Origin of the sequence: Ottowia sp., from assembly GCF_016703145.1 — a bacterium.
Classification (GTDB): Bacteria; Pseudomonadota; Gammaproteobacteria; order Burkholderiales; family Burkholderiaceae_C; genus Ottowia.
The window spans coordinates 286,274-300,503 of sequence record NZ_JADJCO010000003.1; the positions used below are offsets into that span (position 1 = coordinate 286,274).

Here is a 14,230-nt window from a genome sequence, read left to right on the forward strand (position 1 = left end):
AATATCCACGCCGGCTGGAAGTGATTTTTCTTTGAATTTGGCTCAGATCTCCACCTTCGACCCCAGCTCCACCACGGCGTTGCTGGGCAGGTTGAGGAACTCCGCCGCGGCCGTGGCGCTGTGGTGCATGTGGGCGAACAGCTTCTCACGCCACGGCGCCAGGCCGGAGCGCAGGGTGGGCGTGACGATGTCGCGCGACAGGAAGTAGCTGGTCGTCATCGGGTTGAGGTTGACGCCGCGGCCCGCCAGCAGGGCCAGGGCCTTGGGCAGGTCGGGGTCGTTCTTGAAGCCGTAGTGCACGACGAGCTGCCAGCAGTCGCGGCCCAGCGGCTCGACCTCCAGCCGCCGGGCCAAGCCAATCCAGGGCACCTCGTGGTTGCGCACGCTGACGAACAGGTTGTACTCGTGCAGCACCTTGTTGTGCTTGAGGTTGTGCAGCAGCGCGTTGGGCACCAACCCCGGTTGCGCCGCCAGGAACACCGCCGTGCCCGGCACGCGCGCGGGCGGCGCGAGGAAGACCGAGGCCAGGAAGTCCTTGAGTTCGATGGAGGTGTCGCGCAGGCTCGCGGACATCAGCGCGCGCCCGTCCTTCCAGGTGACCATCAGCGTGAAGATGGCGCCGCCGATCAGCAGCGGGAACCAGCCGCCCTCGGTCAGCTTGAGCAGGTTGGAGCTGAAGAACGCCAAGTCGATGACGAAGAAGAAGCCGGTGGCCGCGAGGCACAGCGCCAGCGGGTAGCCCCAGCCGTAGCGGATGACGAAGAAGGTCAGCACGGTGGTGATCAGCATGTCCAGCGTGACGGCGATGCCGTAGGCCGCCGCCAGGTTGCTGGAGGAGCGGAACAGCACCACCGCCAGCACGATCAGCACGAACAGCCCCCAGTTGACGAAGGGCATGTAGATCTGCCCCGTGTCGCGCGTGCTGGTGTGGCGCACCTGCAGGCGCGGCAGGTAGCCGAGCTGGATGACCTGCTTGGTGACGCTGAAGGCGCCCGTGATGAGCGCCTGCGAGGCGATCACGGTGGCCATCGTCGCCAAGCCGACCAGGGGCAGCGTCAGCCAGGCCGGCGCCAGGTGGAAGAAGGGGTTGGCGACGGCCTCCGGCTCGGCCAGCAGCAGCGCGCCCTGACCGAAGTAGTTGAGCGTGAGCGCCGGCATGACGATGGAGAACCAGGCCACGCGGATCGGCCTCTTGCCGAAGTGCCCCAGGTCGGCGTAGAGCGCCTCGCCGCCGGTCACGCACAGCACCACCGCGCCCAGGATGATGAAGGTGGTGCCGGGCTGGCGCCAGATGAAGCCCAGCGCGTGGTGCGGGCTCAGGGCGCCGAGGATCTCGGGATGGCCGACGATGTGCGAGACGCCCAGCGCCGCGATGGCGGCGAACCAGACCAGCGTGATCGGCCCGAAGAAGCGGCCGATGCCCGCCGTGCCGCGCTTCTGCACCCAGAACAGCAGGAACAGGATCACCAGCGTGAGCGGGATGACGGCCTTGCGGAAGTGGGGCGACACCACTTCCAGCCCCTCCACCGCCGACAGCACCGAGATGGCGGGGGTGATCACCCCGTCGCCGTAGAACAGGCAGGTGCCGAAGATGCCGATCAGCAGCATCCACTTGCGCAGCGCCGGGGCTTTGTGCTTGACCGACTGCGAGGCCAGCGCCAGCATGGCCACCAGGCCGCCCTCGCCGTGGTTGTCGGCGCGCAGCACCAGGACCACGTACTTCAGCGAGACGATGATGGTGAGTGTCCAGAAGATGATGGACAGCACGCCGTAGACGTTGGCGTGGGTGAACGGCACGTGGCCGGAGCCGAAGATTTCCTTGACGGCGTACAGCACGCTGGTGCCGATGTCGCCGTAGACGACGCCGAGGGCGCCGAGGGTCAGCGTGGCGAGGGAGGATTTGGATGCGGGCAAAGGCAGCGCCGGCAAATGCGAGAGTGGGCCATTGTGCGCCGACGGCGGCCGGCGCGCGGGCGTCAATCCAGCGCCTGCAGCTCCGGATCGGTCGCTTCCAGCTCGTAGCTGGCCGCCACCATGGCCAGCCGGCCGATGACGCCGTACATGTAGAAGCGGTTGGGCGCGCTGGCCTCGCCCCGCGCGCCGGGCCGGGGCAGTTGCGCGCCGCCCGCGAAGGCCAGCGGCACGAAGCGCTCACCGGGCGCGTTCAGGTTCTCGTCCGTGCCGCGCTCGGCGTGCACGCGGTAGAAGCCGCCCACCACGTAGCGGTCGATCATGTAAACCACCGGCTCGGCCACGGCGTCGTGGATGCGCTCATTGGTCAGCACGCCTTCCTGGATGATGACCTCGCCCCGGGGCACCTGGGTCGCGTCCTTGCCGGGCGGCAGCTTGCGGCCGAGCTGGGCCAGGTCCTTCACGTCGCGCACGGTCATGATGCCCATGCCGCGCGTGCCGTGGTCGGCCTTGACGACGACGAAGGGCTTCTCGTTGATGCCGTATTCCTTGTACTTGCGCCTCAGCTTGCCCAGCAGCGCATCGACGTTGGTGCGCAGGCACTCGCCGCCGCTGGGCTCGTGGATGTCGATCTCGCCGCAGGTGGCGTACATCGGGTTGATCAGCCACGGGTCGATGCCCAGCAGCTTGCCGAAGCGCTTGCTCACTTCCTCGTAGCACTGGAAGTGACGGCTCTTGCGGCGCACGCTCCAGCCGGCCTGCAGCGGCGGCAGCAGGTACTGCTCGTGCAGTTCCTCCAGGATGCCGGGCGCGCCGGCGGCCAGGTCGTTGTTGAGCAGGATGGTGCAGGGGTCGAAGTTCTTCAACCCGACCCGGTAGCGCAGGCGCTGCGCCGGCTCCAGGGTCAGCTTGTCGCCGTCGGGCAGGGGCAGGGCGGCGGCGCGCTTGAGCGCCGGATCGATGGAGCCGAAGCGCACGTTCAGCCCGGCCATGCGGAAGATCTCGCGCAGCCGCGCCAGGCTGGCCAGGTAGAAGCTGGAGGGTTTGCCGTTCTCGGGCACGATGAGCAGGTTGCGCGCCTCGGGGCAGATCTTCTCGATCGCCGCCTGCGCCGCCTGCACGGCCAGCGGCAGCATCTCGGGCGAGAGGTTGTGCCAGCCGTCGGGGTACAGGTTGGTGTCCACCGGCGCCAGCTTGAAGCCGGCGTTGCGGATGTCCACCGAGCAGTACAGCGGCGGCGTGTGCTCCATCCACTCCAGGCGGAACCAGCGCTCGATCACCGGCGTGGCGTCGAGGATGCGCTGCTCCAGCTCGTTGATGGGGCCGGTCAGCGCGGTGATGAGGTGGGGAACCATGGAAAAAACGGACCTGCGAGGTACCGGAGCGGCAATCCAGGCATTCTAGAGACCCGGGGACCAAGAAACCCATGCGCTGGACGCATCGGGACTGACGCCCGGCCGTCAAGGCGCCGCGGAAAACAACAGGGTCGGGCACCGGTCCGCCAGTTCGTGACGCCCCCACGCGCATTCGACTTCCACGAACCAGTGGCTGAACGCCTGCCTCAGTTCATCCAGCGTCGGCAGGAAGTACCGCGCCTCCATGCCGCGATACGACTCGACGCCGACGATCTCCTCCGCCGTCCAGCCGCGAACACCCCGGAGATGCTCGGGCAGCCGTGACGACATGTCGGACCAGGCCCGCCAGACGTCGTCGAGCCGGCTGCCGGGGCCGTTCGCGCCGTGCACCGCGGCCAGAAGCCTCAGCTTGAGCGCGTGCACGCTGCCGATCGCGCAGTCCGCCAGTGCCTGCGCGACGTTCTCGACGGTTTCGGGGTTGTCCGGCCGCAGGAAGACGCGAATGAGGTAGCGGCCGCCCGGTCGAAGCACGCGCCGCACCTCCCGCGTGAGCGCCGCGAAGCCATCCGGAAAATCGAACAGCACATAGCACCCGTCGCCGGTCACCAGATCGATGGTGCCCGATGGGACCGGCATGGAGCACCAGTCGGCGAGTTCCACGCGCGAATTCACGGGGCCTTTCTCGGGTGGCCACAACGCGGAAACCATGGCCGGGCTGTGATCGACCGCCAGCAGAGCGACATCGGGCGGCCAGGCGCATCCAATGATTTCAGGCGTCAATCCCAGCACGACGACGCGGGCGGCTGGGCCCAGCGCGGAAGCGGCGCGCTGCACCACGGCCGTGTCGTCGGGCGAGGGCCGCAGTGGCGGCCCGAAGTGCGACCACTGCGCAACAATGCGCGAGAAGTGATCGCGCGGTACTTCCGGGGCTTCGCTCAACAGGCACTCCTCAGCATGGCATCCAGTCCGCTCGCGAGTTGAGCGTTGGACGCGTTCATCTCCGGGGTCTGCGCGGGTGCGCCGGGGGTTCGATTGGCATCGAGCAGGATGGCTTGGCCATCGACGACGACGAAGTCGAACTTGCCGTAGTCGAACCCGAGGCGCTCGCGCTCGGCGCGCAATTCGTCCGGCACCGGCGCTGGCTCGCGCGCGACGATGTTCGCGCTTTTCACGATCGGGTCGCGGCTGCAGTACCGGGTGCAGCGCTCGCGGTCGCCGAAGAAAGTCCAGATGCGCACCCAGTACCCGCGGGCATCGCGCTCGGGCAGGAAGCGCTCCACCACGAGCCCCGGGTTGTTCCAGGCCGCCTCGGGCACGTCCCGCGCCGAACGGAAGAGGGGATACGGCCCCGGCATGAGCGTGACCGGCCCGGGCGCGAGGTCAGCGGGCCGGCCGTCCTGGCGGAACCTGTTGATCGCGCGCGCTTCCGGGACGCCGCCGCAGTTCAGATCGGTCTTGACGATCACCGGCCCCGTCCAGACGTCGCCCGGCGCCACGAGGTGGCGGCTGACGCGTCGCTTGCGGATGTCGGTCGCGGCGGCGTTCACGACCACCGGATACTGCCGGCTGGCGTCGGCATACGCGGCCGGAATCACGGACAGATCCAGGTGCATCACGGCGACGTCCGCTTGCGGCCCCTTTCCCGGCCCGGCGACGACGGTCACGTCGTGCCCCGCCCCGACCCAGTGGCGAGCCAGCACGTCGAGCAGGTATCCCCCGTGCTGGAAGTTGTCTTGGGTGTGGGTCAGCAGAACGATGCGAGACATGCGATCGCCGGCAGGCTTGCGACGCCAGGGACACTTCATCGCGGCGAATACTAACTCAATACTTTCATTCCCAACGCCTCGAATCCGCCGAACCTCGAAGTCGTTCGGCCGCGCTCAACCAATCAGCTGCTCATAGCGGGCGTAGCCCGGGAACAGCCCGTCCAGCATGAACGAGGGCAGGCGGTACTGAGGAAACACCACCGAGACATTCTTGCCATGCAGCCGATGCAGCACCAGCCCCCGCCGGTCGTTCACCAGCCGGATGGCGCCACCCGCGTTGACGAACGCATCGGCCACCGGAAAATCGCCACCGAAGGAGGTATCTCCGAAAGGGTGCTTCAAGGCCACGGCGCGACGGTGGAAATAGCTGAACCCATAGCCCAGCATCGTCGAGCGCTGGAACTGCTGGCGCTTCAGCGCGCCGATCTGCATCCCCTGCAGCCCTTCGCCGCTTTGACGGAAGAACGCCCCCTCCAGCACGCTGGTGTCCCAATAGGTGAGCGCCCTCGGCTCGACCGAGAGATTGAACCAGCCGCTCAGCTTGACGAAATCGACGTCGGCGGAATGCGCGAGCATTTGCGCGACGTAATCGTCGGCGTAGTAATCATCGTCGTCAAAGTGGCAAATCCATTCGCCCCTCGCCTGCTCGATGAGCCGGTTGCGCTTGGCGCCGATGCTCATGCGCTGCGTCAGGTGCGTATAGCGCACGCGCGGATCGTCGAGGCGCGACAGGAAGGGCGAGGGCTCGTCGCTGTCGTCGAGGATGAGCAGTTCGGTGTCGGGATGGGTCTGGCGCGCGTAGACGTCATGGATGGCGCGCATGAAGCGCTCGCGGTTGTGGGTCACGACCACCACGCTGACCTTCATGCCATCCCCCGCGTGGCCCGTCAGCCGCGCACCTCGCCGTCGCCCAGCACCACCCACTTCAGCGAGGTCAGCCCCTCGATGCCCACCGGGCCGCGGGCGTGGAACTTGTCGGTGCTGATGCCGATCTCGGCGCCCAGCCCGTACTCGAAGCCGTCGGCGAAGCGCGTGCTGGCGTTGACCATGCAGCTCGCCGAATCCACCTCGCGCAAAAAGCGCTGGGCGTGTCCGTGGTCGCGCGTGAGGATGGCGTCGGTGTGGTGGCTGGAATAGTGGTTGATGTGGTCGATGGCCTCGTCCAGGCCGGCCACGACCTTGATGCTGATGACCGGCGCGAGGTACTCCTCGAACCAGTCCGATTCCTGCGCCTCGCGCACCAGATCATCAAAATAGATAGCATCCTGCGTAGTATCCACGCTGGCTTCGGGCCAATTTTGCTTCAAAATGATCATCGCCTCGGCGTCGCAGCGCATCTGCACGCCCTTGGCCGCGAAGACCGCGCCGATGCGCGGCAGGAAGGCCGGCGCCACGCCGCGCGCCACCAGCAGGCTCTCGGTGGCGTTGCAGGGGCTGTACTTCTGCGTCTTGGCGTTGTCGGTCACCTTCACCGCCAGCGCCAGGTCGCACGGGTCGTCCACGTAGGTGTGGCAGTTGCCGTCCAGGTGCTTGATGACGGGCACGCGGGCCTCGGCACTGACGCGTTCGATCAGGCCCTTGCCGCCGCGCGGGATGATCACGTCCACGTACTCCGGCATGGCGATCAGCTGGCCGACGGCGGCGCGGTCGGTGGTGGGCACCAGTTGCACCGCCTCGGGCGGCAGGCCGGCGGCGGCCAGCGCCTGCCGCACCAGCGCCGCCAGCGCCTGGTTGGAGTCGATGGCCTCGCTGCCGCCGCGCAGGATGCAGGCGTTGCCGCTCTTGATCGACAGGCTGGCCGCCTCGATGGTCCCGTTCGGGCGGCTCTCGTAGATCATGCCGAACACGCCGATGGGTACGCGCATCTGCCCCACGCGGATGCCGCTGGGCTGCTGGCGCAGGCCGGTGACGTCGCCGATCACGTCGGGCATGGCCGCCAGTTGCTCGCAGCCCTGAGCGCAGGTCTCGATGATGGCGGGCGTGAGCTTGAGGCGATCGACCATCGGCTCGGCCAGCCCGGCGGCGCGGGCCCGCGCCAGGTCGCGCTGGTTGTCGGTCTGCAGCGGCTCGGCGTGGGCGCGCAGCAGGCGCGCCAGCTCGCGCAGCGCCAGGTTGCGCGCGGCCGTGCCCGAGCGCGCCATGGCGCGCGAGGCCTGGCGGGCCTGCAAGCCCAGCAGGCGCATGGTTTCGGCGACGTTGGAGGCGTTCATGCCGCCGATTTTCGCAGATGCCTCAGCGGCAGGGCACCGTCTCCGCGCCGCCGCCCAGCTCGGTCAGCGGCGCGAAGCCCAGCGCCCGGGCGGCCGTCAGGTCGGCGGCGGCGATGTCGAACAGGTTGATCTCGCCGGTGGTGGCGCCGCACATGGCCGGGCGCATGCGGCCGTCGCTGCCGCAACCGGCGCTGGACACGCGCACGCCGGCGCGCTCCAGTTCGGCGCGCATGGCGTCGGGCGCGACGCCGCGGCCGGCGCACTGCACCGCGCCGCGGGCCTTGAAGACCTTCACGCCGGCATCGGCGGCATCGGCGGCGGCGGGCGGGTCCGCTGGCGGCGCGGCGCAGGCGGCCAGGGCCAGCGCCAGGGCGGGGACAAAGCCAAAGATCGGTGTGTTCGGGGACATGGGTGGAATCCTTCGCGCCAGCAGCCAGACGGTGCGTGTTGACCCATGGTACGCCAGCCCCGGCGCCGGGCACGTTTCGGCCTGGACCGCGTATTTCGTCACGGCCTGCCCTCGATAAGGCCAAAATCCTACCCCCCTCCAAATGAAAGTAACGGTAGCATGGCTTCAAGTCAGCCAACGCGGTTGGACGTTTTAAGAAATCTGCTGTCACGCGCCAATCGAAAGCCCCGGGAAACCGGGGCTTTTTCATTGGCGCGGGTGAAAAGCCATGCGTCGTTCCGCGCAGGGCGCTCATGGGATGATCGGCTCGCGCAGGGCCATCGCCAAGCCCGTGCGGAAACGAACACAAAAAGCAAAGGAGACCCCGATGTCGTTGAAAGTCACGCCGCAAGAGGCCGCCTGCGGCGCCTGGGTCGAGGGGTTGGACCTTCGCCGTCCGCTGGCCGAGGAGCAGATCGCCGAGGTGCGCGCGCTCTGGCTGGAGCACCAGGTGCTCGCCTTCCCGGGCCAAGACCTGGCGGTGGAGGACATCGAGCGCTTCGCCCGCACCATCGGACCGTTCGGCGTCGATCCGTTCTTCATCCCCATCGCGGGCCACCCGCACGTCGCCCAGGTGCGGCGCGAAGCGGACGAGCGCACACCCCTCTTCGCCGAGGCCTGGCACTCGGACTGGAGCTTCCTGGCCCAGCCGCCCGCCGCCACGATGCTCTACGGCGACGTCATCCCGCCCGTCGGCGGCGACACGCTGTTCGCCAGCCAGTACGCCGCCTGGGAGGCCCTGCCGGCCGACATGAAGAAGCGGCTGGCCGGGCTGCAGGGCGTGCATTCGGCGCGGCGCGGCTATGCGCGCGACGGCGCCTACGGCGAGAAGGACCGGGGCCGCTCCATGGCCATCCGCTATTCCGACGAGGCCCTGGCCACCCAGACGCATCCCATTGCCCGCGCGCACCCCGAGACCGGGCGCACGGCGCTGTTCGTCAGCATGGGCTACACCATCGGCATCGACGGCATGCCGGACGGCGAGGCCACGCCGCTGCTGATCGAGCTGTTCAAGCACCAGGGCCGCCCGGAATTCGTCTACCGCCACCGCTGGTCGCAAGGCACGCTGCTGATGTGGGACAACCGCTGCGTGATCCATGCCGCCACCGGCGGCTACGAGGGGCACCGCCGGCTGCTGCACCGCATCACGGTGGCGGACCGAAGCGCTTGAACCTAGAAACGGCAGTTGACCGCTCGCCATCTTCAGGAAAGCCGCATGGGTGCTGACTTTCGCTGCTTCGATGACCTTCACCTCTTGGGTGAGCGCGCTACGCGCCCGCCAGCACCGCGCTCGCCGCGCCATGCGGCGTTGCTCGTCCTTGCAGGCATCAGCCTGCCGCGTCCTCGCGCCTTGCCTGCCACGCCGATCACGGCACTGGCGGGCGCGTTCAACTGCCGTTTCTAGGTTGAACCGCCCCCAGGCTGCGCGGACTTCGTCGCGCTTCACCGCTCCCCTTCGAGGCGACGCCGCCAGCGGCCTGGCCAAGCCGGGGCATGGGCGGCTCGGGCGATTCCAGGGCCTGCTCAACGCGCCGCCTGCGCGCCGCCGCACGCGGCGCACAGGCTCTGCGCCAGGCGGTGCAGCGCCGGCCAGGGCTCCTGCGGCCAGCCGGGGCTCCTGAGGCCCTTGACGATGCCGTCGACCTGGTGCGCCGCGTGCAGCAAATTGGCGAGTTGCATGTCGGTCAGGCGCGGCAACACGCGCTCGAACAGGCGCTCGCGCAGGCCCCAGACGCGCTGCTCGCGCAGCGCCACGGGCAGCGGGCGGCCTTCGCCCAGCGCGTCCTTCACGCGCTTGAGCGCGCGGATGTCCTCGGCCAGCGCGTAGTGCACCAGCACCTCGGCCTCGCCCTCGGCGCGCAGGCCGTCGAGCATGCGCTGCACGCGCTCGCGCTGGCCGCCCAGGATGACCTCGGACAGCTTGAACACGTCGTAGCGCGCGACGTTGAGCACGGCGACCTCGACCTGCCCGAAGTCCAGCTCGCCGGCCGGGTGCAGCAGGCCGAGTTTGGCGATCTCCTGGTGCGCCGCCAGCAGGTTGCCCTCCACCCGGTCGGCGAAGAAGGCCAGCGTGCGCTGCCCCTCCTCGCCCGGCTTGACGCGCTGGCCCTGCGCCGCCAGGCGCTGGGCGATCCACTGCGGCAACGCGGCGCGCTCCACCGGGTCGATCTGCACCGAGACGCCGGCGCCGTCAAGCGCGCCGAACCAGGCGCCGGTGCGCGTGGCCTTGTCCAGCCGGGGCAGCAGCACCAGGGTCAGCGTGCCCTCGTTGCCGGGCGCCGCCTGGGCGAGCTGCTGCAGGGCAGCGCTGCCGTCCTTGCCGGGCTTGCCGGAGGGGACGCGGATCTCGACGATCTGCCGGTCGGCGAACAGGCTCAGGGACTGGCCCGCCGCCAGCACCGCGCCCCAGTCGAAGTGCGCGCCGGCGACGGTGTGCACCGTGCGTTCGGTGTGGCCGCGCGCACGTGCCGCCGCGCGGATGGCGTCGGCGGCTTCCTGCACCAGCAGCGGCTCGTCGCCGTGCAGGGTGTAGAGCGGACACAGGCCCTTCTGCAGATGGCCCTGGAGTTGCGTGGCGGGCAGTTGCACTTCAGCCTCCCACGACGCCCATGCACCGCCAGCGGCGCATGAACCCAAGCGAAACAAATGGCCGCGGAGCAGGCCACGCCAGCAGACGCCGCGGCCGGGCTTGGCCCGGCCGCTGGCGTCGTCCCCCTGGGGGGAAGGCGGCCGCAGGCCGACTCAGGGGGGGGCCCATTTCATGGTGGCCAGCCGCCGCATCACCTGCTGCACGATATCGCTCTGCATGTTCTGGTAGAGCATCAGCGCCTCGGCCTCCTTGGACAGCGCGGCCGATTCGGCGTAGCTCTGGTCGATCTGGCGCTGGATCTCGGCCTCGGGCAGCAACTCGCGCCCGGCGGGCGTGCGCACGCGGAAGCTGAAGCGCAGGCGCAGCTGGAACTCGCGCACCTCGCCGGTGGCGGTCGAGCTGACCACGGTGCGCACGCGCTGCTCGCCGGCGCTCTCCAGCACCACGTCGGCCTGGCTGGCGCGGGCGGCATCCTGGATCACCTGGACGCCGCCCGTGCCTTCGAGCTGGCGGCGCAGTTCGGTGCCCAGCGCGGAGTTGGCGGGCAGCGCCAGATGGATGCTGCGGAAGGCGAACTGGTGCGCCTGCCGCAGCGCGAAGCCGCAACCGGCCAGCACGGGTGCGGCCGCAAGGGCGAGCAGGAGGGCGCGGCGAGGGGTCGGCATGGCGTTCAGCCTACCACCACGTTGACCAGGCGCCCCGGCACCACCACGACTTTGCGGATGGCGCCGCCGCCGCTGTGCTTGAGGAAGGCGTCGCTGGCCAGCGCGGCCTGCTCGATCTCATCCTTGCTGGCGGACGCGGGCACCTTGATGGCGCCGCGCAGTTTGCCGTTGACCTGCAGCACCAGCTCGATCTCGTCCTGCTTGAGTGCCTCGGGATCGACCTGCGGCCAGGGGGCGTCGAGCAGCTCCCCCTGTGCGCCGGCGAAGCCCAGCGCCTGCCACAGCGCCTGCGTGACGTGCGGCGTGACGGGGTAGAGCACGCGCAGCAGCTTGGAGAAGCCCTCGGCCAGCGCCGCGTGGTCGCCGCGCGAGCCGTCGGGCTGGAAGCCCTCCAGGGCATTGAGCATCTTCATCGCGCCGGAGACGACGGTGTTGTACTGCAGGCGCTGGTAGTCGTAGTCGATCTGGCCCAGCACGGTGTGGATCTCGTGGCGCAAGGCCTTGGCGGATTTGCCGAGTTCAATGCCATTTTGGCCTGAAGCCCTCACCAATAGTGCGCTTTTCGCTATATTTTTAATAGCATTCAGCTTGGCACCGAAATTCCACATCCGGCGCAGGAAGCGATAACTGCCCTCCACCGCCGCGTCGTTCCACTCCAGCGTGGCCTCGGGCGGGGCGGTGAACATGGTGTACAGGCGCGCGGTGTCGGCGCCGTACTTGTCGATCAACTGCTGCGGATCGACGCCGTTGTTCTTGGACTTGGACATGGTGCCCACGCCCTCGTAGTCGATCGGCGTGCCGGCGGGCAGGCCGCCCACGGCCTTGTTCAGCTTGGCGCCGACCTGGTGGCCGCCTTCGTCCAGCACGGGCTCGATGTCGTGGGGCCAGAAGTACTCAATGCCGCCCTTCTCGCTCCTGCGCGAGTAGATGTGGTTGAGCACCATGCCCTGCGTCAGCAGGCGGGTGAAGGGCTCGTCGATGGCCACCAGCCCCAGGTCGCGCATCACCTTGGTCCAGAAGCGCGCGTACAGCAGGTGGAGGATGGCGTGCTCGATACCGCCGATGTACTGGTCCATCGGCATCCAGTAGCGCGCGCCCTCGGCGACCATGGCCTGCTCGTCGGCCGGATCGCAGTAGCGCATGAAGTACCAGGACGAGTCCACGAAGGTGTCCATGGTGTCGGTCTCGCGCCGCGCGCTCTGGCCGCAGCGGGGGCAGTCGACCTTCAGGAACGCCGCGCACTTGGTTAAGGGGTTGCCGCTGCCGTCGGGCACCAGGTCCTGCGGCAACACCACGGGCAGATCCTGCTTGGGCACGGGCACGGCGCCGCAAGAATCGCAGTGGATGATGGGGATGGGCGTGCCCCAGTAGCGCTGGCGCGAGATGCCCCAGTCGCGCAGGCGCCAGGTGGTCTGCCTGGCGCCCAGGCCCTTCTGCTGCAGCGCGTGGGCGACGGCATCGACCGCCTCCTGGTACGACATGCCGCTGAAGCTGTCGGAGTTGATGGTCACGCCGCGCTGCTTGTCGGCGTACCAGTCCTGCCACTGGGTGTAGTTGTAGTGCTGCTTGTCGACGTGCACCACCTGCTGGATCGGCAGGCCGTACTTCAGCGCGAAGGCGAAGTCGCGCTCGTCGTGCGCGGGCACGCCCATGACGGCGCCGTCGCCGTAGCTCATGAGGACGTAGTTGCCGACCCACAGCGGCACGGGCGCGCCAGTGAGCGGGTGCGTCACCGTGAGGCCGGTGGGCATGCCTTCCTTGTCCTTGAGGGCCAGCTCGGCCTCGGTGGTGCCGCCCTGCTTGCAGCGCTCGATGAAGGCGGCCAGCTCGGGGTTGGCGCGCGCGGCGTGCGTGGCCAGCGGGTGCTCGGGCGCCACGGCGCAGAAGGTGACGCCCATGATGGTGTCGGCGCGCGTGGTGAAGACGTACATGCGGCCGCGCTCGCCCTCGAGCGTGTCCGCCGAGGCGCCGACGAGCTGGCCGTCATCGCCGCGGATGTCGTGCGTGAAGGCGAAGCGCACGCCCTCGCTCTTGCCGATCCAGTTCTCCTGCATCAGGCGCACGCGGTCAGGCCAGCCGTCGAGCGTGGCCTTGGGGTTGCCGATCTGCACGTGGTCGAGCAGTTCCTGCGCGTAGTCGGTGATCTTGAGGTAGTAGCCGGGGATCTCGCGCTTTTCGACCACGGCGCCGGTGCGCCAGCCCTTGCCGTCGATGACCTGCTCGTTGGCCAGCACGGTCTGGTCCACCGGGTCCCAGTTGACGATCTGGGTCTTGCGGTAGGCGATGCCCTTTTCGAGCATCTTCAGGAACAGCCACTGGTTCCACCGGTAGTAGCTGGCGTCGCAGGTAGCGATCTCGCGGCTCCAGTCGATGGCCAGTCCCATCGCCTGCATCTGGCCCTTCATGTGGGCGATGTTGTCGTAGGTCCACTTCGCGGGCGGCACGCTGTTCTTCAGCGCAGCGTTCTCGGCCGGCAGGCCGAAGGCGTCCCAGCCCATGGGCATGAGGACGTTGTAGCCCTTCATGCGCAGGCTGCGCGCCAGCATGTCGTTGATGGTGTAGTTGCGCACGTGGCCCATGTGCAGCTTGCCGCTGGGGTAGGGCAGCATGGAGCAGGCGTAGTACTTGGGCTTGCCGGCGCCCTCGGTCACGCGGTAGGCGTCGCGCGCGCGCCAGTGGGCCTGGGCGGCGGCCTCGACCTCCAGGTGGTTGTATTTGTCTTGCATGGGGCAAATTGTAGGCGGCTCGAAGGCCACCTGATACTATCTATTTAATAGCTAATGGCGCAATACCCATGCGGGCTGAAGCCAGAAAACGCACGAAATCCGTCAGCGCGAGGCCGGCGCGGCCGGGGTGGCGGCCGCAGGCGCTTCGGCGACGAAGCCGATGCGGTTCAGGCCGGCCTTCTGCGCCTCGCCCATGACCTCGACCACGCGGCCGTAGGGCACGCCCTGGTCGGCGCGCAGCTGTACCTCGGTCTCGGGGTTGTCCTGGGCCGCCAGCCGCAGCGCGGTGGCCAGCTCGCCCTGGGTGACCGGGCGATCGTTGAAAAAGGCCTGCCCGCCCTGGTTGACCACCAGGGTGACGAACTTGGGCGGCTCGCCCGGCTTGGCGGCGTCGGTCTTGGGCAGGTCGAGCCGTATCGAGCTGGCCAGCAGCGGCGCGGTGATGATGAAGATCACCACCAGCACCAGCATCACGTCCACCAGCGGCGTGACGTTGATGTCGCTCATGGGCTCGCTGCCCTTGGTGCGCTCCAGCCTGCCAAACGCCACGTCAGCTCCT

12 protein-coding genes are annotated in these 14,230 nt (G+C 68.7%); 1 reads left to right on the forward strand and 11 read right to left on the reverse strand.

Annotation, left to right across the window (positions count from 1 at the left end; genetic code table 11):
• Positions 1-42: 42 nt before the first annotated feature.
• From IPG65_RS05030 to IPG65_RS05060, 7 genes are all read right to left on the reverse strand, one after another.
• Positions 43-1,914, reverse strand: coding sequence for a potassium transporter Kup (locus IPG65_RS05030; protein ID WP_293188167.1), 1,872 nt, complete (start codon positions 1,912-1,914; stop codon positions 43-45).
• Positions 1,915-1,976: 62 nt separating this feature from the next.
• Complete coding sequence (gene gshA / locus IPG65_RS05035; RefSeq protein ID WP_293188168.1) at positions 1,977-3,266, reverse strand: glutamate--cysteine ligase; 1,290 nt, start codon at positions 3,264-3,266, stop codon at positions 1,977-1,979.
• A 105-nt stretch (positions 3,267-3,371) separates the two neighbouring features.
• The gene (locus tag IPG65_RS05040; protein ID WP_293188169.1) at positions 3,372-4,205 is read right to left on the reverse strand and encodes a class I SAM-dependent methyltransferase; all 834 of its coding nucleotides are present in this window, start codon (positions 4,203-4,205) and stop codon (positions 3,372-3,374) included.
• Positions 4,202-5,032, reverse strand: coding sequence for a hypothetical protein (locus IPG65_RS05045; protein ID WP_293188170.1), 831 nt, complete (start codon positions 5,030-5,032; stop codon positions 4,202-4,204). Before IPG65_RS05045 ends, IPG65_RS05040 begins: the two co-directional genes overlap by 4 nt.
• Positions 5,033-5,146: 114 nt before the next feature.
• Positions 5,147-5,899 carry a glycosyltransferase gene (locus IPG65_RS05050; protein ID WP_293188171.1) on the reverse strand — a complete coding sequence of 251 codons (753 nt, stop codon included), beginning with the start codon at positions 5,897-5,899 and terminating at the stop codon, positions 5,147-5,149.
• Positions 5,900-5,919: 20 nt separating this feature from the next.
• Positions 5,920-7,242: a glutamate-5-semialdehyde dehydrogenase gene (locus IPG65_RS05055; protein ID WP_293188172.1), complete on the reverse strand. Its 1,323-nt coding sequence runs from the start codon at positions 7,240-7,242 to the stop codon at positions 5,920-5,922.
• Between the two features lie 22 nt (positions 7,243-7,264).
• Positions 7,265-7,651, reverse strand: coding sequence for a hypothetical protein (locus IPG65_RS05060; protein WP_293188173.1), 387 nt, complete (start codon positions 7,649-7,651; stop codon positions 7,265-7,267).
• Between the two features lie 367 nt (positions 7,652-8,018).
• Here IPG65_RS05060 and IPG65_RS05065 point away from each other — a divergent pair, with 367 nt between their 5' ends.
• Positions 8,019-8,861, forward strand: coding sequence for a TauD/TfdA family dioxygenase (locus IPG65_RS05065; RefSeq protein WP_293188174.1), 843 nt, complete (start codon positions 8,019-8,021; stop codon positions 8,859-8,861).
• Between the two features lie 353 nt (positions 8,862-9,214).
• On the opposite strand, the gene holA is transcribed toward IPG65_RS05065, so the two are convergent.
• The 4 genes from holA to IPG65_RS05085 all read right to left on the reverse strand — a co-directional run bounded on the left by holA (position 9,215) and on the right by IPG65_RS05085 (position 14,220).
• A complete protein-coding gene (gene holA, locus IPG65_RS05070; protein ID WP_293188175.1) occupies positions 9,215-10,279 on the reverse strand; it encodes a DNA polymerase III subunit delta in 1,065 nt (354 codons plus the stop codon).
• 153 nt (positions 10,280-10,432) lie between these two features.
• Positions 10,433-10,945 carry an LPS assembly lipoprotein LptE gene (gene lptE, locus IPG65_RS05075; protein WP_293188176.1) on the reverse strand — a complete coding sequence of 171 codons (513 nt, stop codon included), beginning with the start codon at positions 10,943-10,945 and terminating at the stop codon, positions 10,433-10,435.
• A 5-nt stretch (positions 10,946-10,950) separates the two neighbouring features.
• A complete protein-coding gene (leuS, locus tag IPG65_RS05080; protein ID WP_293188177.1) occupies positions 10,951-13,671 on the reverse strand; it encodes a leucine--tRNA ligase in 2,721 nt (906 codons plus the stop codon).
• Between the two features lie 102 nt (positions 13,672-13,773).
• Entirely contained in the window at positions 13,774-14,220 is a 447-nt protein-coding gene (locus IPG65_RS05085; RefSeq protein WP_293188178.1) for a biopolymer transporter ExbD, read from the reverse strand.
• Positions 14,221-14,230 lie beyond the last annotated feature (10 nt).